At 68.2% G+C, this 22313-nt stretch carries 18 protein-coding genes; 6 read left to right on the forward strand and 12 right to left on the reverse strand.

Annotated elements, in window-relative coordinates:
* Positions 1-14: 14 nt before the first annotated feature.
* Positions 15-2750, reverse strand: coding sequence for a leucine--tRNA ligase (gene leuS, locus ACF8ML_RS08900; protein ID WP_047474547.1), 2736 nt, complete (start codon positions 2748-2750; stop codon positions 15-17).
* A gap of 351 nt (positions 2751-3101) precedes the next feature.
* On the opposite strand from leuS, the gene ACF8ML_RS08905 reads away from it, so the two are divergent.
* Positions 3102-4316 (forward strand): mechanosensitive ion channel family protein, encoded by a 1215-nt coding sequence (locus ACF8ML_RS08905; RefSeq protein ID WP_016447208.1) that lies wholly within the window; start codon positions 3102-3104, stop codon positions 4314-4316.
* Between the two features lie 51 nt (positions 4317-4367).
* Here the strand turns inward: ACF8ML_RS08905 and ACF8ML_RS08910 are convergent, their stop codons facing one another.
* The 4 genes from ACF8ML_RS08910 to ACF8ML_RS08925 all read right to left on the reverse strand — a co-directional run bounded on the left by ACF8ML_RS08910 (position 4368) and on the right by ACF8ML_RS08925 (position 7143).
* On the reverse strand, positions 4368-4847 hold the full coding sequence (locus tag ACF8ML_RS08910) for a biopolymer transporter ExbD (protein ID WP_016447209.1): 480 nt from the start codon (positions 4845-4847) through the stop codon (positions 4368-4370).
* A 24-nt stretch (positions 4848-4871) separates the two neighbouring features.
* On the reverse strand, positions 4872-5603 hold the full coding sequence (locus ACF8ML_RS08915) for a MotA/TolQ/ExbB proton channel family protein (RefSeq protein ID WP_213757687.1): 732 nt from the start codon (positions 5601-5603) through the stop codon (positions 4872-4874).
* Between the two features lie 30 nt (positions 5604-5633).
* The gene (dapB, locus tag ACF8ML_RS08920; protein WP_392407001.1) at positions 5634-6470 is read right to left on the reverse strand and encodes a 4-hydroxy-tetrahydrodipicolinate reductase; all 837 of its coding nucleotides are present in this window, start codon (positions 6468-6470) and stop codon (positions 5634-5636) included.
* A gap of 124 nt (positions 6471-6594) precedes the next feature.
* The gene (locus ACF8ML_RS08925; RefSeq protein ID WP_016447212.1) at positions 6595-7143 is read right to left on the reverse strand and encodes an outer membrane protein assembly factor BamE; all 549 of its coding nucleotides are present in this window, start codon (positions 7141-7143) and stop codon (positions 6595-6597) included.
* A gap of 156 nt (positions 7144-7299) precedes the next feature.
* Between ACF8ML_RS08925 and fur the strand changes: the two genes are divergently transcribed.
* The 3 genes from fur to ACF8ML_RS08940 all read left to right on the forward strand — a co-directional run bounded on the left by fur (position 7300) and on the right by ACF8ML_RS08940 (position 10683).
* Positions 7300-7725 (forward strand): ferric iron uptake transcriptional regulator, encoded by a 426-nt coding sequence (gene fur / locus ACF8ML_RS08930; protein ID WP_013804774.1) that lies wholly within the window; start codon positions 7300-7302, stop codon positions 7723-7725.
* 143 nt (positions 7726-7868) lie between these two features.
* The gene (locus ACF8ML_RS08935) at positions 7869-9446 is read left to right on the forward strand and encodes a DUF1800 domain-containing protein (protein ID WP_392407002.1); all 1578 of its coding nucleotides are present in this window, start codon (positions 7869-7871) and stop codon (positions 9444-9446) included.
* Between the two features lie 16 nt (positions 9447-9462).
* Entirely contained in the window at positions 9463-10683 is a 1221-nt protein-coding gene (locus ACF8ML_RS08940; protein WP_392407003.1) for a DUF1501 domain-containing protein, read from the forward strand.
* Here ACF8ML_RS08940 and sigJ read toward each other — a convergent pair whose 3' ends face one another.
* The 5 genes from sigJ to ACF8ML_RS08965 form a co-directional block, all read right to left on the reverse strand.
* A complete protein-coding gene (gene sigJ, locus ACF8ML_RS08945; RefSeq protein WP_016454217.1) occupies positions 10684-11607 on the reverse strand; it encodes an RNA polymerase sigma factor SigJ in 924 nt (307 codons plus the stop codon). It lies immediately after the preceding gene.
* Between the two features lie 70 nt (positions 11608-11677).
* Positions 11678-12178, reverse strand: coding sequence for an NUDIX hydrolase (locus ACF8ML_RS08950; protein WP_017407282.1), 501 nt, complete (start codon positions 12176-12178; stop codon positions 11678-11680).
* 112 nt (positions 12179-12290) lie between these two features.
* On the reverse strand, positions 12291-12833 hold the full coding sequence (locus tag ACF8ML_RS08955; protein ID WP_392407004.1) for a GNAT family N-acetyltransferase: 543 nt from the start codon (positions 12831-12833) through the stop codon (positions 12291-12293).
* A gap of 87 nt (positions 12834-12920) precedes the next feature.
* A complete protein-coding gene (locus tag ACF8ML_RS08960; protein ID WP_016447218.1) occupies positions 12921-13922 on the reverse strand; it encodes an HD-GYP domain-containing protein in 1002 nt (333 codons plus the stop codon).
* Entirely contained in the window at positions 13919-17707 is a 3789-nt protein-coding gene (locus ACF8ML_RS08965; RefSeq protein WP_392407005.1) for a PAS domain S-box protein, read from the reverse strand. The genes ACF8ML_RS08960 and ACF8ML_RS08965 overlap by 4 nt, the downstream gene beginning before the upstream one ends.
* Before the next feature lie 138 nt (positions 17708-17845).
* Here ACF8ML_RS08965 and ACF8ML_RS08970 point away from each other — a divergent pair, with 138 nt between their 5' ends.
* The gene (locus ACF8ML_RS08970; RefSeq protein ID WP_016447220.1) at positions 17846-18118 is read left to right on the forward strand and encodes a DUF2061 domain-containing protein; all 273 of its coding nucleotides are present in this window, start codon (positions 17846-17848) and stop codon (positions 18116-18118) included.
* A 411-nt stretch (positions 18119-18529) separates the two neighbouring features.
* On the opposite strand, the gene ACF8ML_RS08975 is transcribed toward ACF8ML_RS08970, so the two are convergent.
* On the reverse strand, positions 18530-19498 hold the full coding sequence (locus ACF8ML_RS08975) for a LysR family transcriptional regulator (RefSeq protein WP_338499156.1): 969 nt from the start codon (positions 19496-19498) through the stop codon (positions 18530-18532).
* A gap of 246 nt (positions 19499-19744) precedes the next feature.
* On the opposite strand from ACF8ML_RS08975, the gene ACF8ML_RS08980 reads away from it, so the two are divergent.
* Positions 19745-21103: an aspartate aminotransferase family protein gene (locus tag ACF8ML_RS08980; protein WP_016447223.1), complete on the forward strand. Its 1359-nt coding sequence runs from the start codon at positions 19745-19747 to the stop codon at positions 21101-21103.
* A gap of 79 nt (positions 21104-21182) precedes the next feature.
* Here the strand turns inward: ACF8ML_RS08980 and ACF8ML_RS08985 are convergent, their stop codons facing one another.
* A complete protein-coding gene (locus tag ACF8ML_RS08985; RefSeq protein WP_016454212.1) occupies positions 21183-22211 on the reverse strand; it encodes a tripartite tricarboxylate transporter substrate binding protein in 1029 nt (342 codons plus the stop codon).
* Positions 22212-22313 lie beyond the last annotated feature (102 nt).

A 22313-nucleotide genomic window follows, 5' to 3' on the forward strand; every position in this document is an offset into this window, starting at 1 on the left:
GGGCATGCCATGGCCTAGACCACGACGTTGACCAGGCGGCCCGGCACCACGATCACCTTCTTGGGCGCCGCGCCATTGGTGAACTTCTGGCATTCCTCGTTGGCCAGGGCAATGCGCTCGATCTCGGCCTTGTCGGCCGTCGAGGACACGAGGATGGCCCCGCGCAGCTTGCCATTGACCTGCAGCACCAGAGAGATCTCGTCCTGCACCAGGGCCAGGGGATCGACCTGGGGCCAGGGCGCGTCCAGCACATCGCCCAGGTGGGCGGCGTAGCCCAGTTCGCTCCACAGCACATGGGCCAGGTGGGGCGTTGCCGGGTAGAGCACGCGCAGCAGGATGCCGAAGCCTTCGATCAGCGCCACCTGGGCGCCCGCGTCGTCGTGGGACTTGAAGTCCTCCAGCGCGTTGATCATCTTCATGGCGCCCGAGACCACGGTGTTGTACTGCATGCGCTGGTAGTCGTACTCCACCTGCTTGAGCACGGTGTGGATCTCCAGGCGCAGCGCCTTGGCGGCCTTGCCGAATGCCACGTCGTCCAGCGACTTGGCGCCGGCCACGCTCTGCACGGCGCCGGCCATGTCCATCTGCGACAGTTTGGCGCCGAAGTTGTAGACGCGGCGCAGGAAGCGGTAGCTGCCTTCGACGGCGGCATCGTTCCACTCCAGCGTCAGCTCGGGCGGCGCGGTGAACATGGTGTACAGGCGCGCGGTGTCGGCGCCGTACTTCTCGATCAGCTCCTGCGGATCGATGCCGTTGTTCTTGGACTTGGACATGGTGCCCACGCCCTCGTAGTCGATGTCCGTGCCCACGGGCAGCAGGCCGTCGGCGCTGTCCACCTCGGCCTTGAGCCTGGCGCCCACGATCTTGCCGGTCTCGTCGAACACATGCTCGACATCCTTGGGCCAGAAGTACTCCTTGGCACCCTTGGCCGTGCGGCGGCTGTAGATGTGGTTGAGCACCATGCCCTGGGTCAGCAGCTTGGTGAAGGGCTCATCGACCTTGACCAGGCCCAGGTCGCGCATGACCTTGGTCCAGAAGCGCGCGTACAGCAGGTGCAGGATGGCGTGCTCGATGCCGCCGATGTACTGGTCCATGCCGCTGCCGCCGGTGGCGGCATGCTGGTCCCGCATCCAGTAGTCCGTGCCCTTGCCCACCATCTGCTCGCTGTTCCTGGCGTCGCAATAGCGCATGAAGTACCAGGACGAGTCCACGAAGGTGTCCATGGTGTCGGTCTCGCGGCGCGCGCTCTTGCCGCAGCAGGGGCAGACCACGCCGGCGTGGAAGGCTTCGCTCTTGACCAGGGGGTTGCCCGAGCCATCGGGCACCAGGTCCTGGGGCAGGACCACGGGCAGGTCCTTGGCAGGCACGGGCTGGGCGCCGCAGTCCTCGCAGTGGATGATGGGAATCGGCGTGCCCCAGTAGCGCTGGCGGCTCACGCCCCAGTCGCGCAGGCGCCAGGTGGTTTTCTTCTCGCCAAGGCCCTTGGCGGCCAGCAGTTCGGCCACCTTGTCCACGGCCGCCACATGGGGCAGGCCGTCGAGTTCGCCGGATTCGATGCAGACAGCGCGCTGCTTGTCGCCGTACCAGTCGGCCCATGCCTCGGTGCTGAAGGTCTCGCCTTCGACCGCGATGACCTGGCGGATGGCGATGCCGTACTTCTTCGCAAAGGCGAAGTCGCGCTCGTCATGCGCGGGCACGCCCATGACAGCGCCGTCGCCGTAGCTCATGAGCACGTAGTTGCCGACCCAGACCTCGACCTGGGCACCCGTCAGCGGATGGGTGACGAACAGGCCCGTGGGCAGGCCTTCCTTTTCCTTGAGCGCGAGTTCGGCCTCGGTGGTGCCGCCCTTCTTGCATTCTTCGATGAAGGCCGCGAGCTTGGGCTGCGATGCCGCGGCATGCTGGGCCAGCGGGTGCTCGGGCGCCACGGCGCAGAAGGTCACGCCCATGATGGTGTCGGCGCGCGTGGTGAACACATACAGGCGCCCGTCCTGGATGGGCTGGCCGTCGGCGCCACGGATGTCGTGGGTGAACGCAAAGCGCACGCCCGCGCTCTTGCCGATCCAGTTTTCCTGCATCAGGCGCACTTTTTCAGGCCAGCCGGTCAGCGTGGCCTTGTCGCCGCCCACCTGGACATGGTCCAGCAGCTCCTGGGCGTAGTCGGTGATCTTCAGGTAGTAGCCGGGGATTTCGCGCTTTTCGACCGGCGCGCCCGTGCGCCAGCCGCGGCCGTCGATGACCTGCTCGTTGGCCAGCACGGTCTGGTCCACCGGGTCCCAGTTCACGATCTGGGTCTTGCGGTAGGCAATGCCCTTTTCCAGCATCTGCAGGAACAGCCACTGGTTCCACTTGTAGTAGTCGGGATCGCAGGTGGCCACTTCGCGGCTCCAGTCGATGGCCAGACCCATCGCCTGCATCTGCTTTTTCATGTAGGCGATGTTGTCGTAGGTCCACTGCGCAGGCGGCACCTTGTTCTTGAGCGCCGCGTTCTCGGCCGGCAGGCCGAAGGCATCCCAGCCCATGGGCATGAGGACGTTGTAGCCCTTCATGCGCAGCTGGCGCGCCAGCATGTCGTTGATGGTGTAGTTGCGCACATGGCCCATGTGCAGCTTGCCGCTGGGGTAGGGCAGCATGGAGCAGGCGTAGAACTTGGGCTTGGCCTGGTCTTCGGTCACGCGGTAGGCGTCGCGGGCGGACCAGTGGTCTTGCGCTGCGCGCTCAACGTCGATGTGGTTGTATTTCTCTTGCATGGTGCTGCGGCCCCAAGGGCCGGACAAGGTGGCCGGACGAGCCGGATGGCCGGAATCAACCGACGATTTTAGGGCCCCGGCCCGCCGGTGCCGCAAGCAGCCCACAAGCCCGCAGACGGTACTGCGCCATCGGCACCCGGTTGCCCGGCCGCCGCGCGGGGAAAAGCCGCGCTGCGTATGCTTGGCACCCTCTGTGGCAGTGCGCCGCAGACGTTCCGCCATCGCCAGCCCGGACTTGCGCAGGAACGGATACGGACACCCCGGGCATGCCGCCATCGCGCGGCAGGTTTTTCCGCGCCCTGGAGTTTTCTCTTGCTGAACTGGTCTTTGATTTCCGGCTGGGATCCCGTCATGCAGGCCCTGGCTGCGCTGTGCGCGCTGGTGCTGCTGGCCCGCTCCGCGGGTTTTGTCGTGCAATGGCTGCTGTTGCGCGTGCTGCCGCGCATGCGCAGCACGCTGGTGGAGATGGAGTGGGCCCAGGTGCTGCTGCACGACAGCGTGCTGCAGCGGCTGGCCAAGGCCGTGCCTTCGCTGGTCATGCAGTCCGGCGTGCAGGCCATACCGCAGCTGCAGCCGCAGTGGGCCACCCTGATCCTGAACCTGGCCATCGCCTGCACCATCTACCACGTGGCCCGCGTGATCAGCGCCCTGCTCAATGCCATGAACGAGGCGCACGACCTCAAGGAAGAGCGCAAGGCCACGCAGGCGCACTCGATCAAGAGCTATGTGCAGCTGGGCAAGCTGCTGGTGTTCCTGATCGCCATCGTGCTCATCGTCGCCACCCTGGTGGACCGCTCGCCGCTGCTGCTGCTGTCCGGCCTGGGCGCGGCCTCGGCCGTGCTGATGCTGATCTTCAAGGACACCATCATGTCCTTCGTGGCCGGCGTGCAGCTGGGCTCCAACGACATGCTGCGCGTGGGCGACTGGATCGAGATGCCCCAGGTCGGCGCCGACGGCTTCGTGATCGACATCGCGCTGCACACGGTCAAGGTGCAGAACTGGGACAAGACCATCACCACCATTCCGACCTGGCGGCTGATGAGCGACAGCTACAAGAACTGGCGCGGCATGTTCGAGTCGGGCGGGCGCCGCATCCGCCGCTCGCTGCACATAGACGCCCACACCATCCGCCTGCTGACGGCAGAGCAGCGGCAGAAATTGTCATTGCTTGAGCCCCTCAAGGACTATTGGAGCAGTGATGGCGGCCTGCGCATGGCCGATGCGCCGGCGGGCAGCGAGATGGCAGCGCAGCATCTGAGCAATCTGGCCGCGTTCAAGGCCTATGCATACGCCTACCTGCTGCGCCATCCGCACATCCACAAGACACCGAACATGTTCCTGCTGGTGCGCACCATGGAGCCTTCTCCCATGGGGGTGCCGCTGGAGCTGTTTTGCTACACCAGCACCACGGTCTGGGTGGAGTACGAGGCCATACAGGGCGCGATCTTCGATCACCTGATCGGCATGCTGCCGCTGTTCGGGCTCAGTCTGTACCAGCGCTCCTCGGACCATGGCCAGCATCTGCGGCTGGCGGGCAACGAGCGCTGGCCCGAAGGACAGGACTAGGTTCGCGGGCGCAGGCCCGGCGGCGCTTGAGCGCTTGAGCGCCTGATCGCTTCAGCGCCCGGCGCCGGTGGGACCCAGGACGGCTGCGGGTTTTCCATCCTGGTTTCGCGCCGGCTCGGCCACGAAGCCTATGCGCGTCAGCCCTGCCGCGTGGGCCCAGCCCATGAGTTCGGCCACGCGGCCATAGGGCACGGCCTGGTCGGCACGCAGTTGCAGTTCTGCCTGGGGGTTGCGCGCGCCGAGCTGAGCGAGGCGCTCACGCAGCGCATCCGCCGTGGCGGGCTGGCCCTGCATCCAGAGCGCGCCCTTCGCATCGACCTCCAGCAGCAGCGCATCGTCCTCGCCCGCGGCGGCCATGGGCTGGGTGCCCTGGGCCTGGGGCAATTGCACGCGCAGCGAGGCGGCCAGCATGGGTGCCGCGAGGATGAAGATGACGACGAGCACCAGCATCACATCCACCAGCGGGGTGACGTTGATGGCGTGCATGGGCTGGGAGGAGCTTTCCTTGCCGCTCAGTCGTCCAAAGGCCATGTGCGCTCCTGGCGAGCCGCCCCGTCAGGGCGCTTCCATGGGGCCGGCCGGCAGGCCGGCGACGGCCATGCCGTCATCGTGCTGCGCCTGCTCGGCCGGCTGGGTGCCGAACATGGCCTGCAGGTCATGGGCAAAGCCTTCCAGCAGGGCCTCCATCTGGGCCGCAGCCCGGCCCAGCAGGTTGTAGGCCAGCACGGCCGGCAGGGCCACGGCCAGTCCGGCCGCAGTCATCACCAGGGCCTCGCCCACCGGGCCGGCCAGTTGTTCGATGCCGATCTGCCCGCTGCCCGCCAGCGTGGCCAGCGCGTGGTGAATGCCCCAGACGGTGCCCAGCAGGCCGACAAAAGGTGCCGTGGCGCCCACCGTGGCCAACAGGGTCTGGCCCCATTGCAGCTGGTGGCTGGCCGATTGCAGCGCCTGGCGAAGCCCCCGCGTCAGGCGGACGGAATGCGCCGCGCGTCCCGCAAGCGCCAGGCCGCTGCCCATGGGCGCCAGCGCCTGTGTCACGGCCTCGGCCATGGGTGCCACCAGTTGCTGGCGATCCCCCTCGCCCATGCGGGCCTGGCCCGAGGCCAGGTCCGGCGCGCTCCAGAAGGCCGCAATGGCCTGGGGAACGCGGCGCCGGCTGGCGGCCATGAACCAGACCTTCCAGACGATGACCACCCAGCTGGCCACCGACAGCGCCAGCAGCAGCAGCGCCGTGCCGCGCGCGACGGCATCGCCTTGCTGCCACCAGAGCCAGAGTGGACCGCTCATGGTCTTACCTTGCCCGTGCTGCGAGCCTCGTCACAGGCCCAATACGGCGTACATGTCGTACTGGCCGCTGGCCTTGTCCGCCAGGAAGCGCGCGGCACGCAGGCTGCCCTGGGCATAGCCGGCACGGCTGCTGGACTTGTGCGAGATCTCGATGCGCTCGCCCGTGCCCGCAAACAGCACCGTGTGGTCGCCGATGATGTCGCCACCGCGCACGGTGGCAAAGCCGATGGTGTTGTCCTCGCGCGCACCGGTGTGGCCGAAGCGCTCGTAGACGGCGCGGTCAGCCAGCTTCGTGCCCTGGGCTTCGGCGATGACCTCGCCCATCTTGAGGGCGGTGCCCGAAGGCGCATCCACCTTGTGGCGGTGGTGGGCCTCGACGATCTCGATGTCGTAGCCGCTGGACAGGGCCTTGGCCGCCATCTCCAGCAGCTTGAAGGTCACGTTCACGCCCACGCTCATGTTGGGCGACAGCACCACGGCCGTGCGCTGGGCGTACTCGGCGATGCGCGCCTTTTGCTCGTCGCTGAAGCCCGTGGTGCCGATGACCAGCCTGACGCCCAGTTCGGCGCAGATGGCCAGGTGCTCCAACGTGCCCTCGGGGCGCGTGAAGTCGATCAGGCAGTCGGCCTTGGAAAGCGCGGCGCGCACATCGCTTTCGATGACGATGCCGCTGGCCAGGCCCAGGAAGGCCGAGGGATCGGTGCCCAGCGCAGGGCTGTCGGGACGGTCCAGCGCGGCGGTCAGCGCAAGGTCATCGCTTTGCGCGATGGCCTCGATCAGCATGCGGCCCATGCGGCCGGAGGCGCCGGCCACGGCCACGCGCAGGCGCTGGTTGTTGCTGGAGGAAGTGGCGGTCGTGGCGTTCATGTCGGGAAAGAGATGCAAAGACTCAATGCGTGGAAAGTGGACTGCCCGGGCGCACGGCAGGCACCGCGGCAGCCGCCATCCACGGAAAAACGCCCGCATGCCTTGCGGCGCGCGGGCGGCGATATCAGCGGGCGCCGGGCTCCAGTGGCGGATAGCTGGCCGCCGCGGGCGGCGGCTCGGCGGCCACGGGCTCTTCGACCGGCTTGGCAGCGGGGAACTTGGACAGCTGCTCCTCGCTGGCTTCCAGCTGAGGAATCTTGCCCAGCTTCTTCTTGGAGCCCAGGCTGGCGACGAATTCGGCCTCGGTGGGCATTTCGTCGCCTTCAGAGCGCGCGAACAGGTCGCCGTTGAAGAAGACGGTCAGCTTGCGCACCTGGGAATCGACGCCGGGACGCTTGATGGTGAACACATATTCCCAGCGGTCGGCGTGGAATACGCTGGTGACCAGCGGCGTGCCGAGGATGTCACGCACCTGCTGGCGGCTCATGCCGGGCTGCAGGGCCTCGACCTGTTCGCGGGAGACGAAGTTGCCTTGGACGACCTCGACCTTGTAGGGAGTGACGACATTGGCGACTCGGTGCGCGGCGCCATCGAGGCTGCTGCAGCCTGCCAGCGCCACCCCGATCAACAGCATCAGGGCCGCACTGGCGCGGCAACGGGCTTGAACATGCATTGGTATCAGCATAGGGATATGATCGTGGATCATTGTAGCGGCTGGTCCCCGGGGCTTGCGATCATGCGACGCCCCTGGCACCAGGGCCATTTTGTTCGCCGTCCCGCACCTGCCGTGGTGGCAGCCCAGCGGGCAGTCTCTGCCAAAGACCCAGACATGAAGAACATCGACGAACTCAAGAGTACCGGCCTGAAGGCCACGCTGCCCCGCCTGAAGATCCTGGAGATCTTCCAGACGGGTGCGCAACGCCACATGACGGCCGAAGACGTGTTCCGCGTGCTGCTGGACGAGCGTTCGGACATCGGCCTGGCCACGGTCTACCGCGTGCTCACGCAGTTCGAGCAGGCAGGCATCCTCATCCGCAGCAATTTCGAGAGCGGCAAGGCCGTCTACGAGCTCAATGAAGGCCAGCACCACGACCACTTTGTCTGCACCAGCTGCGGCAAGGTCGAGGAGTTCTACGATCCCGATATCGAAAAGCGCCAGAACCTGATCGCCAAGGCCAAGGGCTGGGTGATCCAGGACCATTCGATGGCCCTGTACGGACAGTGCGCTGAATGCGCGAGCCGGCCCAGCAAATAAGGCAGGGTCCCTCAGAAAAAGCGGAGTGCTTCACACTCCGCTTTTTTTTGCCTTTTACTTTTTGCTACCGGCGCTTTACAGGGCGAAGCACATGGGTGGAGGATGCTGGCGTCCAATGGATGCCCCCTACCCACCGAGACACCATGCGCCGCACTTCGCCGTTCGCCATCGCTCTCACTTTCTCCGCCATCGTCCTGGCCACAGGCTGTGCGCCCTTGCAGGCCCCGCCGTCGTCCGCAGCGGCCGCGCTGCAGGGAGTGGCCGAGGCACCGCTCACCGCCGCGCAGCGCCAGCAATGGCTGGACCGCGTCACCTGGGGCGCCACCGACAGCGAGGATGCGCAGCTGCAGCGCCTGGGCCTCAAGGCCTGGCTGGCACGGCAACTGCAGCCGGGGCCTCAGCCGCTGCCTGCGCAGGCGCAGCAGCGCATTGATGGGCTGGGCATCAGCCAGCGCCCCATGGACCAGGTGCTGCTGGAGCTGGGCGACCAGCGCAAGGCCGTGCAGGAAGCCGCATCGGCCGATGAAAAGGCCGCGCGGCAGCAGGCCTACCAGCGCACGCTGAACCAGCTGGGCAGCGATGCCCAGAAGCGCTTCGTGATCCGCGCGCTGTACTCGCCGGCACAGCTGCAAGAGCAGATGACCTGGTTCTGGATGAACCATTTCAGCGTCAGCCTGCGCAAGGCCGATATCCGCGCCTGGGTGGGCGACTACGAGGAGCAGGCCATACGCCCGCATGCGCTGGGCAGTTTCCGCAGCCTGCTGGAGGCCTCGCTGCGCCACCCGGCCATGCTGCGCTACCTGGACAACGCCAGCAATGCGGCGGGCCGCATCAACGAAAACTACGCGCGCGAGCTGATGGAGCTGCACACCATGGGCGTGGGCAGCGGCTACACCCAGGCCGACGTGCAGGAGATGGCGCGCATCCTGACAGGCGTGGGCATCAATCTGCAGCCGGCCGGCACGCCGCCGCCGCGCATGCGCGGCGGGCGCCAGGGCGACTACCTGCGCTCGGGATTCTTCGAGTTCAATCCCAACCGGCACGACTACGGAGCCAAGACCTTCCTGGGCCAGCCCCTGAACGCACGCGGCATGGCCGAGGTCCAGGAGGCGCTGGACCGCATCGTCGCCGCGCCGGCCACGGCGCAGTTCATCGCGCACAAGCTGGCGGTGTTCTTCATTGCCGACGATCCGCCGCCGGCCCTGGTGCAGCGCACGGCACAGGCCTTCACGCGCAGCCGGGGCGACATCGCAGCCACCGTGGCGGCGCTGCTGACCGATCCGGAGGCCGCGCGCTTTGGCCGCAAGTTCCGCGATCCGCTGCACTACGTGCTGGCCGCCACGCGGCTGTCGGTGGACCAGCGCGTGGCGGCCGACGTGGCGCCCGTGCTGGGCTGGATCAACCGGCTGGGCCAGAACCTCTACGCGCATGAGACGCCGGACGGCTATCCGCAGATGCAGTCCGACTGGGCCAGTTCGGGCCAGATGGCGGCACGCTTCGAGGTGGCGCGCCAGATCGCCACGCGCAGCGCCGTGCTGTTTCGCGCCGACCCCAAGGAGGCGCTGGAGAAGCCGCCCTACCCCATGCTGTCGGAACGGGCCAGCGTGCGCCAGCGCCTGCCCCAGTGGAGCCAGGCCACGCAGGCGGCACTGGCCCAGGCCCGCAATCCGGCGGACTGGAATACCTACTTCCTGTCCGCACCCGAGATGATGTTCCGCTGAACCCCGGAGACTTTCCATGCAGCGACGCCACTTCCTGACCATGGCATCGGCCCTGCCCTTTGCCGCCCACCTGGGCCGGCTGCAGGCGGCCGCCCTCCAGCCAGCCACGCCGCGCCTGCTGCTGGTGTTTCTGCGCGGTGCCTATGACTGCAACAGTCTGCTGGTGCCCACGCACAGCGACTTCTACTACGAGGCCCGTCCCAGCATTGCCATCCCCCGTCCCGGCGAGGCCGGCGGCGCGCTGGCGCTGGATGGCCGCTGGGGCTTGCATCCGATGCTGGAGGACAGCATCCATCCGCTGTTCCAGGCCGGCCAGGCCTGCTTCGTGCCCTTTGCAGGCACGCACGACCTGTCGCGCAGCCATTTCGAGACACAGGACTCCATCGAACTGGGCCAGGGCCAGGGCCTGGACGGGCGCCGCAGCTACCAGTCGGGCTTTCTGAACCGGCTGGCCCAGGTGCTGGGGCAGGACGGGCGGGGCCCGGTGTCGCCCATGTCGTTCACGCCCCAGTTGCCACTGCTGCTGCGTGGCAGCCTGCCGTCCGCCAACATGGCCCTGGCGTCCGTGGGCAAGGGCGGGCTGGACGATAGACGCAGCCAAGCCATTGCCGCCATGTACGCAGGCACTGCCCTGGCCACGGCCGTGCAGGAGGGCTTTGCCGTGCGCGATGCAGTGCAGCGCAGCGTGCAGGAAGAGATGGACCAGGCCGGGCGCGACGCCATCAGCGCGCGGGGCTTTGCGCTGGTGGCGCAGCGCATGGCGGCCCTGATGCGCGATCGCTTCGACCTGGGCTTTGTGGATGTGGGCGGCTGGGACACGCATGTGGCCCAGGGCGGCGCCACAGGCGCGCTGGCCGGACGGCTGGACGAGCTGGGCCGGGGCCTGGCCGGTTTTGCCCAGGAGATAGGTCCCGAGGCCTGGCGCCATACGGTGGTGGTGGTGATCAGCGAATTCGGCCGCACCTTCCGCGAGAACGGCAACAAGGGCACGGACCACGGCCACGGCACGACCTACTGGCTGCTGGGCGGCGGGCTGTCCTCGCGCGCGGGCGGTCGCATCGTGGGAGAGCAGGTCGAGGTCAACCAGAAAAACCTGTTCCAGAACCGCGACCATCCCGTGCTCAACGAGTACCGCGCCGTGCTGGGCGGCCTGTTCCAGCGCATGTATGGATTGAGCCCGGCCCAGCTGCAGCGTGTCTTCGAAGGCGCGACGCCCCGCGACCTGCAACTCGTCTGACTACGGCAGCGCCTGCGGCGGCACTGGCACGCCGGACAGCTTGTCGGGATTGCGCAGCGTGTAGATGCGGCGGATCAGGCCGTCTTCGACCAGCAGCGTCTGCACGGATTCCAGCTCGCCGTCGATGCAGCGCAGCAGGCCCGGCAGGCCGTTGACGCGCGCCAGGTGCAGGGTCTGGCGCTGGCCGTTGCGCCGCATGCGGCGCGTGGTGGCGAAGTACAGCAGGGCCAGGCGCCGGCCGGTCTCCAGCACGCGGCCGAACGAGGGCACCTTGCCGCCGCCGTCGCTGATGAGTTCGGCATCGGGCGCGAACAGCGCCTGGATCTGCGCAAAGTCCCCACCCTGCACGGCCTGCGCAAAGCGCTGCAGCAGCGCGGCATGGGCCTCGGGCGGCGCCGCAAAGCGCGGGCGGCCGGCCTGCACATGGCTGCGGGCGCGGTGCACGAGCTGGCGGCAGGCGGCCTCGCTGCGGCCCAGGGCCTGGGCCACCTCGGCATAGTCGGCATCGAAGACCTCGCGCAGCAAAAAGGCGGCGCGCTCGTCGGGCGTGAGCTGCTCGAGCACGAACATCAGCGCCGTGGACACGTCGTGGGCACGCTCCAGCAGGTCTTCGGCCGAGGGTGCGGACTCCTCGGCCCAGGGCTGGACCAGGGGCTCGGGCAGCCAGAAGCCCTGGTAGTGCTCGCGCTCGGCGCGCAGGCGGCGCAGCCGGTCTATGGCCAGGCGCGTGGTCACGGAGACCAGCCAGGCCTCGGGCTGCTCTATGCCGGCGCGCTCGGCGCCATGCCAGCGCAGCCAGGCCTCCTGGACCAGGTCCTCGGCATCGGCGCGCTGGCCGAGCATGCGGTAGGCCAGGCCGAACAGGCGCGGGCGGTGGCGCTCGAACAGGGCCAGGGGATCGTCGGTGGCGGAGGAGGTCTGCATGCCATCAAGACGCGGGAGCGTGGCGTTGTGTGACAGACAGGGCCGGCATGGTGCTCGGTGCCTTGGTGACTCAGTGGGGCTGCGGAGCCTGCAGCACGCTGGGATCGGTGTGGATCAGCTCCAGCGGGTAGCGGCGGCCGGCCAGGTAGTCCTCTATGCTTTGCATCACCAGCGGACTGCGGTGCTGGGCGGTGCAGGCCTTGAGTTCGTCCAGCGTCATCCAGACCGTGCGGATGATGCCGTCGTCCAGCGGCTGGCCGGCCCGGAAGTCACCCAGCTCGCCCGTGAAGGCAAAGCGCAGATAGGTGATGTCTGAGCCGGTGCGCGTGCGAACGAAGCGGTTCAGGTAGACGCCGACCAGGGCCGTGGGCACGAAGTCGTGCGCCGTCTCCTCATCGACCTCGCGCACACAGGCGGTGATGGGCGACTCGGCAGGGTCGAGATGGCCGGCGGGGGTGTTGTAGCGCACGCCATCGGCCGTGTCTTCTTCCACCAGCAGAAAACGGCCATCGCGCTCAATGATGGCCGCCACAGTGACATTGGGTTTCCAGCGATCGGGCATGGCGCGCATTATGACCAGAGGCGGCCGGCCCGTCCCCGGCCAAAAACCCCATCACCGCGCCTTGCAGACCACCACGCGACACGGCGCCCTGTAGCACCCTGTAGCGCCCTGTAGCGCCGCCCTACAGCGGCCGGGCCATGTACAGCGCACCGTCGCCGTAGCTCACCAGGCGCTGCTGCTGCAGCGGATCGGTCAACTCCTGCACGGCATAGCCATGGCGCTCCCAGTAGCCGCGCGAGCCCTGTACCGACACCAGGGCCGTGTGGCGCAGGCCCTCAGCGCGCGCCCGCTCCCACAGCGGCGCCAGCAGCGCACGGGCCAGGCCCTGGCCTGCGGCCTCGGGGTGCACGGCCATGTCGTGCAGGTAGAGGGTGTCGGCCTGCTCGACGGCCTCGAAGTCACCGTGCAGCGGCGTGATCTTGGCCATGAGGCTGCGGTAGGCCGCGAGATAGGCGCGCACACGGCCGTCCTGCTCCAGTGCCAGCGAGCAATGGGCCGTGCCGGCCAGGCGCCGCGCAAAGACCTCGCCGCTCTCGGCATAGTCCTCGCCATAGCAGGCCCGCTGGATGTCCAGCAGACCGGGCAGGTCGGCGGCGGTCAGTGCGCGGACATGAAAGCGGTCAGCGGCAGGCAAGGAAGAGGAGGGAGAAGGCGAACAAGACATGGGCAGGACAGGCAGGTGCCGGAGACAGGCCGCCCAGGGTAAGCGATTGCCCAAGCCCCGGCGCACCCTGCCGGAATCGGTTCCCCGTCAATCCTTCCAGCGCTCGCGTATGTCTTCCAGCTGCGGGCGCAGGCCGATGAACAGCGGCACCAGGCGCGGGTCGAAGTGGGCGCCGGCCTGCTGCTCTATGTGATCCATGGCGTCGTCCACCGTCCACGCGTGTTTGTAGGGGCGTTCCGTGGTGAGGGCATCGAACACGTCGGCCACGGCCACGATGCGCGAGGCCAGCGGGATGTCCTCGCCCGCCAGGCCCTGCGGATAGCCCGTGCCGTCCCATTTCTCGTGGTGGGTCAGCGCGATGCTGTAGGCCATCTGCAGCACCTGGGAATCGTGCTCGCCGATGATCTCGGCGCCGATCTGCGGATGGCGGCGCATGACGGTCCATTCCTCGGCCGTCAGCGGGCCGTTCTTGAGCAGGATGGCGTCGGGGATGCCGATCTTGCCCACATCGTGCATGGGCGCGGCGTTGAGCAGGTCGTCCGCCCACTCGTCGGTGCAGCCGGCCGCCAGCGCCAACGTCTTTGCGTAGTGGCTCATGCGGATCACGTGCATGCCGGTTTCGTTGTCGCGGTACTCGGCCGCGCGGCCCAGGCGCTGCACGATCTGCAGCCGCGTGCTGCGCAGCTCGTCGAGCTTGACCAGCGACAGGTGGTTGCGCACCCGCGCCCGCACCACGGGCGCGCGCACGGGCTTGACGATGTAGTCCACCGCGCCCGAGGCAAAGCCCAGGGCCTCGTCCTGTCCGTCAGACAGGGCGGTGATGAAGATCACCGGGATGCGGGCCGTGTCGGCCTGCGCCTTGAGCTGGCGGCACACGGCGTAGCCGTCCAGCTCGGGCATCATGATGTCCAGCAGGATCAGGTCCGGCTGGTGCTGGGCCAGCTGCAGAGCCTTGCGCCCGTCCGTGGCGAACGAGAGCCGGTAATCCTCGCCCAGGATCTGGCGCAGCACATGCAGGTTGGTCGGGTCGTCATCGACCAGCAGCAGGCGCGGGCGCTTGTCCGTTGCCAATAGATTGGGCGCATTCATGCTCTGTCTCCATCGTTCGAGGGCAGTTGCTGCTGCAACTGCTGGGCGCATTCCTGCGCGCGCTCGAAGTCGAAATTATCCAGTGCCTGCTGCAGCGGCTGAAGCTGTTCGGCCGTCAGCATGCGCACGAGGGCCTGCATGGCCTGCCCGTCCAGCTCCCCGCTGTGCAAGGCGGCCACGATGCGCTCCAGCCAGGGCCGGGCATCGGCAGGCAGGGCGGGTGCGCCCGCCTGGGGCGCCGCATCGCCCTCGGCCTGCGCCCACGCATGGCCCTGCGCCTGGCCCGGCGCCTCGCCCGATGCCGCCCCCTGTGCCTCGGCCATCGGCATGGCGGCCGGGTGGCGCTGGCGCAGCTCGCGCGCGACGGCATCCAGCGCCTGGTGCAGCTGGTCGATGAGGGCAAGCAGCTGCGGCTGCCCGGCGCCCTCCTGCGCCAGGCCTTCCAGGCGCGATGCCAGCCGGTACACGGCCTGCAGGCCCAGGTTGCCGGCCGCGCCGCGCACGCGGTGCGCCAGGCCGATCAAGGCCTCGGGTCCGGGGCGCTGCAGGGCACGGCGCAGGCGGTCGGCCAGGTCCAGCTGTTCGTTGAGGAAACGCCGAATGGCGGCCACCAGCGGATCGACCCGGCCCCACAGCGCAATGCCCGAGGCCCAGTCCACCGTGACATCAGGCAGCCCCGGCTGGGCGCTGGCGGGCGCGGGCGGCCTGGCCTCCTTGAGCGCCACCTGCAGCGACAGCAGGCGTGCGATCTCGGCCTGCAGCCGCGCCATGTCCAGCGGCTTGGAGGCAAAGCCGTCCATGCCGGCGGCGGTGGCGTCGCTGCGGTCCTTCTCCAGCACGCTGGCCGACAGCGCGACGATGGGCACGGGCCGGCGCTGCAGCTGCCGCTCCCAGACACGGATGGCGCGCGCCGCCGCCAGGCCGTCCATGCCCGGCATCTGCAGGTCCATCAGCACCACGTCGAAAGGCGGCTCCTGCGCCTGCACGCAGCGCAGCGCCTCGGCACCGTCGTGGGCCAGCACCATCTGGTGGTTCTGGCTGGAGAAGTTGATCTGCAGCAGCTCCAGGTTCTCGGGCACATCGTCCACGGCCAGGATGTGCAGCGGCGGCAGGCCGCGGCTGGCCGCCCCGCGCTCGGGCAGCGGGCTCTCGCCGACCGGCAGGGGCAGGCGCACCTCGAACACCGTGCCCACGCCCACCGTGCTGTGCAGCTGGATGCTGCCGCCCATGAGTTCGGCCAGCTGGCGCGAGATGGTCGTGCCCAGGCCCGTGCCGCCGAAACGCCGCGTGGTCGAGGCGTCGGCCTGGGCAAAGGGGTCGAAGATGCGGTGGATCTTCTCGGCCGCGATGCCTATGCCCGTGTCATGCACATCGAGCTGGAGCACGCCCTGCTCGTAGCGCACGCGCAGCAGCACATGGCCGCGTTCGGTGAACTTCACGGCATTGCCCAGCAGGTTCACCAGGATCTGCTGCACACGCATGCCGTCGCCGCGCAGCGCGGCCGGCGTGTGCGGGTCGTAGTCCAGGCGCAGGTCCAGGCCCTTGCGATCGGCCGTGATGCGCAGCGATGCCAGGATCTGCTGGCACAGCTCGCGCACCGAGAAGTCCTCTATCTCCAGCTCCACCGCGCCCTTGTCGAGCTTGGCCGTGTCCAGGATGTCGTTGAGCAGGCGCAGCATGGAGCGCGCCGCGTAGTGCACCGTGTCCAGGTAGCGCGCCTGCGTGGGCTGCAGCGCGGTTTCGCGCAACGCCTCGGTGAAGCCGATGATGGCGTTCATGGGCGTGCGGATCTCGTGGCTCATGTTGGCCAGGAAGGTGCTGCGCGCGGCGGCCGCGGCTTCGGCATGCTCCTTGGCCAGCACCAGCTCCTGGGCCAGCTTGCGCTGGGCGCTGATGTCGGTGAGCAGCTTGACGATCTTGTAGGGCCGGCCGTCGGCACCACGTATGGGGTTGTAGGTGGCCTGCACCCAGATGCGCCGCCCCTCGTGCCCGCAGCGCAGGAACTCGCCGGCCTGGAACTCGCCCTCGGCCAGGCGGCGCCAGAACTGCACATGCTCGGGCGAATGCGCATAGCCGGGCTCGCAGAACATGCCGTGGTGGCGGCCCGCGACCTCGTCGAGCCGGTAGCCGAACAGGTCCAGGAAATTGCGGTTGGCGCGCAGCACATGGCCGCGCAGGTCGTACTCGATGGTGGCCAGCGACAGGTCGATGGCGCGCACCGTGCCCTCGAACTCGGCATTGCGCGCGCGCGCCGCCGTCTGGTCCATGATCACGCCGTCGATCCAGGTCAGTTCGTCCTGTTCGTTGAAGACGCCGCGCCCGGTCTCGGACACCCAGCGCATGCTGCCGTCGCGGTGCAGCAGGCGGTAGTCGGCGTTGTAGGTCTGGCGCCGCGCCAGAGAATGCGCCACCGCAGCCTCCAGCCGGTCGCGGTCCTCGGCGTGGATGAGCCGGTCCCAGCCCGTGAGGCCATCGGTGAAATCCTGCTCGGTCCAGCCCGTCAACTCCTCGATGGAGCGGCTGAGCAGCAGCGGCGTCCATTTGCCGTCGTACAGGCAGCGGAACGTGGTGCCGGGCACGTTGTTGATCAGGGTGCGGTACTGCTCCTCGCTGCGGCGCAGCGACTGCAGCATCTGGCGGCGCTCGCGGATATCGGTCACAAAGCCCACGTACAGCGGATCGCCGGCAATCGCCACCCGCCCCACGGCCAGGCGCACGGCGATCTGCGTGCCGTCCTTGTGCATGGCGTTGATATCGCGGCTGGAGCCCAGCAGGCCCGCAAAGCCCGTGGCCAGATGCTTTTGCAGCGAGCCGCCATCGCCATCGCAGCCCGACGCGGGCATGAGCAGGCTGGCGCTGCGGCCCACCACCTCCTGCGCCGTCCAGCCCAGCAGCCGCTCGGCCGCGCCGTTGAACGAAACGATGCTGCCGCGCCCGTTGATCATCACGATGCCGTCCACTGCCGTCTCCACCACGGCGCGCAGGCGCGATTCGCTGCGCTGCACCTGGCGGTAGATCTGGCGGTAGCGCAGCGTCATGTTGACCGCGAACACCAGACCGAAGATCAGCACCACCATGCCGACGATGGAGAACACCAGCAGCGCATGCGTGGGCGACTCCACCTGCGCCAGCACATCGATCTCGGGCTTGAGGCGCAGTGCATACAGGCCCGCATAGTGCATGCAGGAAATGGCCAGGCCCATGACGATGCCGGCCACCAGCGTGGGCCACAGCCGGCCCGTGTTGCCCAGCCTGAAGCGCACCCACAGCGACAGCATGGCCATGCCTGCCGCCACGATCACCGACAGCAGCACGCCCCAGGGGTCGTAGAGCATCGAGGTCCAGGTCTGGGCCGCCGCCATGCCGATGTAGTGCATGGAGCCAATGCCCAGCCCCATGAGCACGCCGCCGCCCACCAGCGCCTGCGTGGACAGCTGCGGCCGCACCATCAGCGTCAGCGCCAGCCAGGACGCCAGCATGCTGGGCAGCATGGACAGCGTGGTGATCCAGGGGTCGTAGTCGCCAAAGGTGCAGGGCACGAAGGCCAGCATGCCGATGAAGTGCATGGCCCAGATGCCCGCGCCCAGGCAGAAGGCGCCCGTGAGCACGCCCACGCGGCGTATGCGCGGCGACGCGGCATCGCGCGCCAGCCCGGCAATCTGCATGGCCATCACCGACGTGGCCACGGCCACCAGCACCGACAGCGTCACCAGGCCCGGATGCAGCCACTGGAACCATTGCGGATGCGGCGCCCAGCCGAGCACGAAAATCTGGTCCCAGCTCATGGCGCGCCCCCGGCATGGCACAAGGCCGCAGCACGCAACCGCCGGCCATCGATAGTGTTTATAACTTTGATGATCATTTTCGATTGGCCATAACTATCCAGCGCACCTAGCATGGAGTCTCATCCCGAGGAGAGCCCCATGAGCCGCATCCGCCAGACCCTTCACCACCACCGCCGCACGCTGTTGAAGACTGCCAGCTACTACGTCATCCATGTCACCGTGGCAGCGGCCGTGGCCTATGCCGTGACCCGCAATCTCTGGGCCGCGCTGACGCTCAGCCTGCTGGAGCCCACGGTGCAGGCCGTGGCCTTCTTCTTCCATGAAAAGCTGTGGGAGCGCGGCCTGCGCCGCCGTGCCGACGCGGGCGCCGGCATGGCGCCGCCCGCAGCAGCCACTGCGGCTGCGGCCTGAACCCGCCAGGAGCACGAACATGCCCACGCCCCTGCGGTCCTTCAGCGCGGACGCCTCATTCGGCAATTGGCTGACCGAAACCCTGGCAAGGATGGTCGATGGCGGCACGGGCTGAAACCCGGCCCTGCCGTGGCGGCAAGAGAGGTGGACATGGCGGCGCATGGTGGCAAGAACCCGGGAAATGCGAAATCGTTGGTATCAAGGCGCTGCCCGTGCGGCCCATGGCCGGCACGGAATCCATACATGCCTTTCGACCGCATCGGGGCGGACTGAAGCCCCGGCGCCGGTCACAATGCCAAACATTGTCAAGCGCATACGCTGGAAAATATGTGCACAAGCTGTGCCAAAAGCTGTGCATAACCTCTTCGCAAACCTGTGATTTTCCTCTTGCCAAGGCTGTGGCAAAGCCTTTCATTCACGGTGCACGCCCAGCAGCGCGTCGATGAACACACGGGCTGCACGCCCAGGCACCACGGCACTGCGCCAGACCGCGAAGAAATCACAGAGATAGAAGAACCGGTGGGGGGCCACGGCCTGCAGCAGACCCTGGCCCTCCATGGCCTGTGCATAGTGGTCGGGCAGAAATCCCAGGTAGCGGCCCGAACGCACCAGCATGGCAATGGCCTCCTGGTCAAAACCCGTGGCCTGGCGCTGCAGGCCGGCCTGGTGGCTGAGCGCCATATTGGGTGACTGGTAGCCCAGGCCTGCAAAGGCATGTGCGCCCAGGCTGTCCCAGTCCAGCCCGCCATGGTCGGCGCCATGCAGCGGATGGCCGGGAGCGCAGTACAGCTGCATGCGCTCGCCGAACAACCGGGCACTGTCCAGCGCGCCCGAACTGGGTGCAGAGGGCAGCACGCCCACCTGCCAGCGCCCCTCCATCAGTCCGCGCTCGATGGCCTGTATCGAGGCCACGTGCAGCCGCAGGTGCAGTTGCGGCGCCTGATCGTGCAGCAGGCCTATCGCCTCGGGAATGCGTGACTGCGGATTGCCCACGGTCTTGTCGAACAGCGCCACGTCCAGCGTGCCGGCCAGCCGGCCATGGATGTCGTCCACCTGGCCCAGAAACCCCTCCACGCCGCCCAGCAGCTGCAGCGTGGCCTCGTAGATGCGGTGGCCTTCGGGCGTGAGCGCGAAGCCGGCGCGCCCGCGCCGGCACAGCGTCAGGCCCAGGCGCTCTTCCAAGTCCTTCATGTGGCGGCTCAGCGTGGAGCTGCCGATGTTCAGCTCCAGCTCGGCAGCCGACATGCCGCCGCACTCGACCACGGCCTTGAACACGCGCAGCAGGCGCAGATCCATGTCGCCCAGCTGGCCCAGCGCCGCGCGCGAACGGCCATCGCGTGCCCGGCGGCTCGCAGGGGTCTCCAGAGAAAATTCCGCCATCGCCATTCGCCTCCCGGTGTGCTTGCCGGACATGGCCACCGCTACAGGGGAGCCACTATAGGGGAGCCACGGGGCGGCAGTGGCGACGGATTCCCCCAATGCGCGCACGCCATGCCGCGACCGGCAGGCGCTTGGTCACTTGCAGAAATATGCAAGTAAACCTCGATATCGCGCTCTTCGCGAAATCAAACAGCGCGCTCACAATGGGCCGATCCACATTTCTTCCCTAGGCTCGAGGAGATCGCCATGACCCTGGTTCCCACCGAACAAAGCGCCGCCCCCGCCACGCGCACCGATGCCGCCTGGCTCGAGGCCCACTGGATGCCCTTCACCGGCAACCGCGAGTTCAAGGCGCGCCCGCGCATGATCACCAGCGCCCAGGGCGCCTACTACACCGATGCCGACGGCCGCAAGATCTTCGACGGCCTGTCGGGCCTGTGGTGCTCGGGCCTGGGCCATGGCCGCCGCGAGATCGCCGAAGCCATCGGCCGCGCGGCCCAGCAGCTGGACTATGCGCCGGCCTTCCAGTTCGGCCACCCGGCCTCGTTCGCGCTGGCCAACAAGATCAAGGAGCTGACGCCCGCAGGCCTGGACCATGTGTTCTTCACGGGCTCGGGCTCGGAAGCCGCCGACACGGCGCTGAAGATGGCACGCGCCTACTGGCGCGCCAAGGGCCAGGGCGGCAAGACCCGGCTGATCGGGCGCGAGAAGGGCTACCACGGCGTGAACTTCGGCGGCATCTCGGTCGGCGGCATGGTGGGCAACCGCAAGACCTTCGGCCAGGGCGTGGAGGCCGACCACCTGCCGCACACGCAGCCGGCGCTGGGGTCCTTCCACAAAGGCATGCCTGCCACCGATGGCCGCGCGCTGGCCGACCGGCTGCTGGACCTGATCGCCCTGCATGACGCCAGCAACATCGCAGCCGTCATCGTCGAGCCCTTCTCGGGCTCGGCCGGCGTGGTGATTCCGCCGGCCGGCTACCTGCAGCGCCTGCGCGAGATCTGCACGCAGAACAACATCCTGCTGATCTTCGACGAGGTCATCACGGGCTTTGGCCGCTGCGGCGCCATGACGGGGGCCGAGGCCTTCGGCGTCACGCCCGACATCATGAACATCGCCAAGCAGGTGACCAATGGCGCCCAGCCCCTGGGCGCCGTGGTGGCCAGCAAGGAGATCTACGACACCTTCATGGCAGCGGGCGGCCCCGAGTACATGCTGGAGTTCCCGCACGGCTATACCTACTCGGCCCACCCCATTGCCTGCGCGGCGGGCGTGGCCGCGCTGGACCTGCTGCAGCGCGAGGACGGCCCGGGCCGCGTGCGCGCGCTGGCCCCGTTCTTCGAGCAGGCCGTGCACAGCCTCAAGGGAGCAAAGCATGTGGCCGACATCCGCAACTTCGGCCTGGCTGCGGGCTTCACCATCGAGTCGCTGCCCGGCGAGCCGGCCCGCCGTCCCTACGAGATCGCCATGAAGTGCTGGGACAAGGGCTTTTACGTGCGCTACGGCGGCGACACCATCCAGATCGCGCCGCCCTTCATCAGCGAGAAGGCCGAGATCGAGCGGCTGGTCAGCGCCCTGGGCGATGCCCTGACCGAAACGAACTGAGCATCTCCGGCACATGAGAAAAGCCCCTGGGCCGTGAGGCCGCAGGGGCTTTTTGCATGGCAACGGCAAGGCTGCGAAATCAGTCCAGCGTGATGCCCGCGTTCTTGATCACATCGCGCCACTTGTCCACTTCCACGCGCAGGAACTGGGCCGAGGCATCGGGCTTGAGGCCCGAGGGCAGCACGCCCATGGCGTCCAGCTTTTCCTTGACCTCGGGCGCGGGCAGGGCCTTGGCGATCTCGGCGTAGAGCCGGTCCACGATGGGCTTGGGCGTGCCTGCGGGCACGGCCGCGAGGAACCAGGCATCGGCCGTGAAGTCCTTGAGGCCGGCCTCCGACATGGTGGGCACGTCGGGCATGGACTGCAGGCGTTCGTTGTGGGCCACGGCCAGCGCGCGCACCTTGCCGGCCTTGAGCTGCGCGGCAATGGTCACGGCCGTGAGAAAGCCGAAGTCGGTCTCGCCGGCGGCCAGCGACACCACCGAAGGCGCGCTGCCCTTGTAGGGCACGTGGCCGATCTTGACCTTGGCCTGCATGGCATACAGCTCGGCGCCCAGATGGTTGGGTCCGCCCGTGCCCGACGAGGGGTAGTTGAGCTTGCCGGGCTGGGCCTGGGCCGCCGCCGTCAGCTCCTTGAGCGAGTGGAACGGGCTTTGCGCTCCCACGGTGAGCACCAGCGGGCTGCGCGCCACCAGGCTGATGGGCGCGAAGTCGCGCAGCGGGTCATAGGGCAGCTTGGTATACAGGCCCTTGGCCATGGCCATGCAGCCCACGTCGCCCAGCACCACGGTGTAGCCGTCGGCCGGCGCCTTGGCCACCAGGTCGCAGCCGATGGTGCCGTTGGCACCGGGCTTGTTGTCCACCACCACCGTGGTGTGCATGCTCTCGCCCAGCTTTTGCGCCAGCAGGCGGCCCAGGATGTCGGTGGAGCCACCGGGTGCGAAGGGCACGACCAGGCGAATGGTCTTGGACGGATAGCTGCCTGCGCCCTGGGCATGGGCGAGGGGCGCCGCCAGCGTGGCCGCCAGCGCCAGGCCGCCGGCCAGGGCGTGCCACAGGGCTGCGCGGCGCACCGGGGTGCGGGAGGATGCGAAAGGGGTTTGTCTCATGCTGTTGTCTCGTGAGGGGAATGCGTGAAGGCCAAGCGCGCGGCAGCATACCAGCAGCGGGCAGCGCGAAACGCGTGGCGTGGGGCGCCGATGACCGGTGCG

Source organism: Delftia sp. WSY_10, from assembly GCF_043104705.1.
Lineage (GTDB): Bacteria > Pseudomonadota > Gammaproteobacteria > Burkholderiales > Burkholderiaceae_C > Comamonas > Comamonas tsuruhatensis.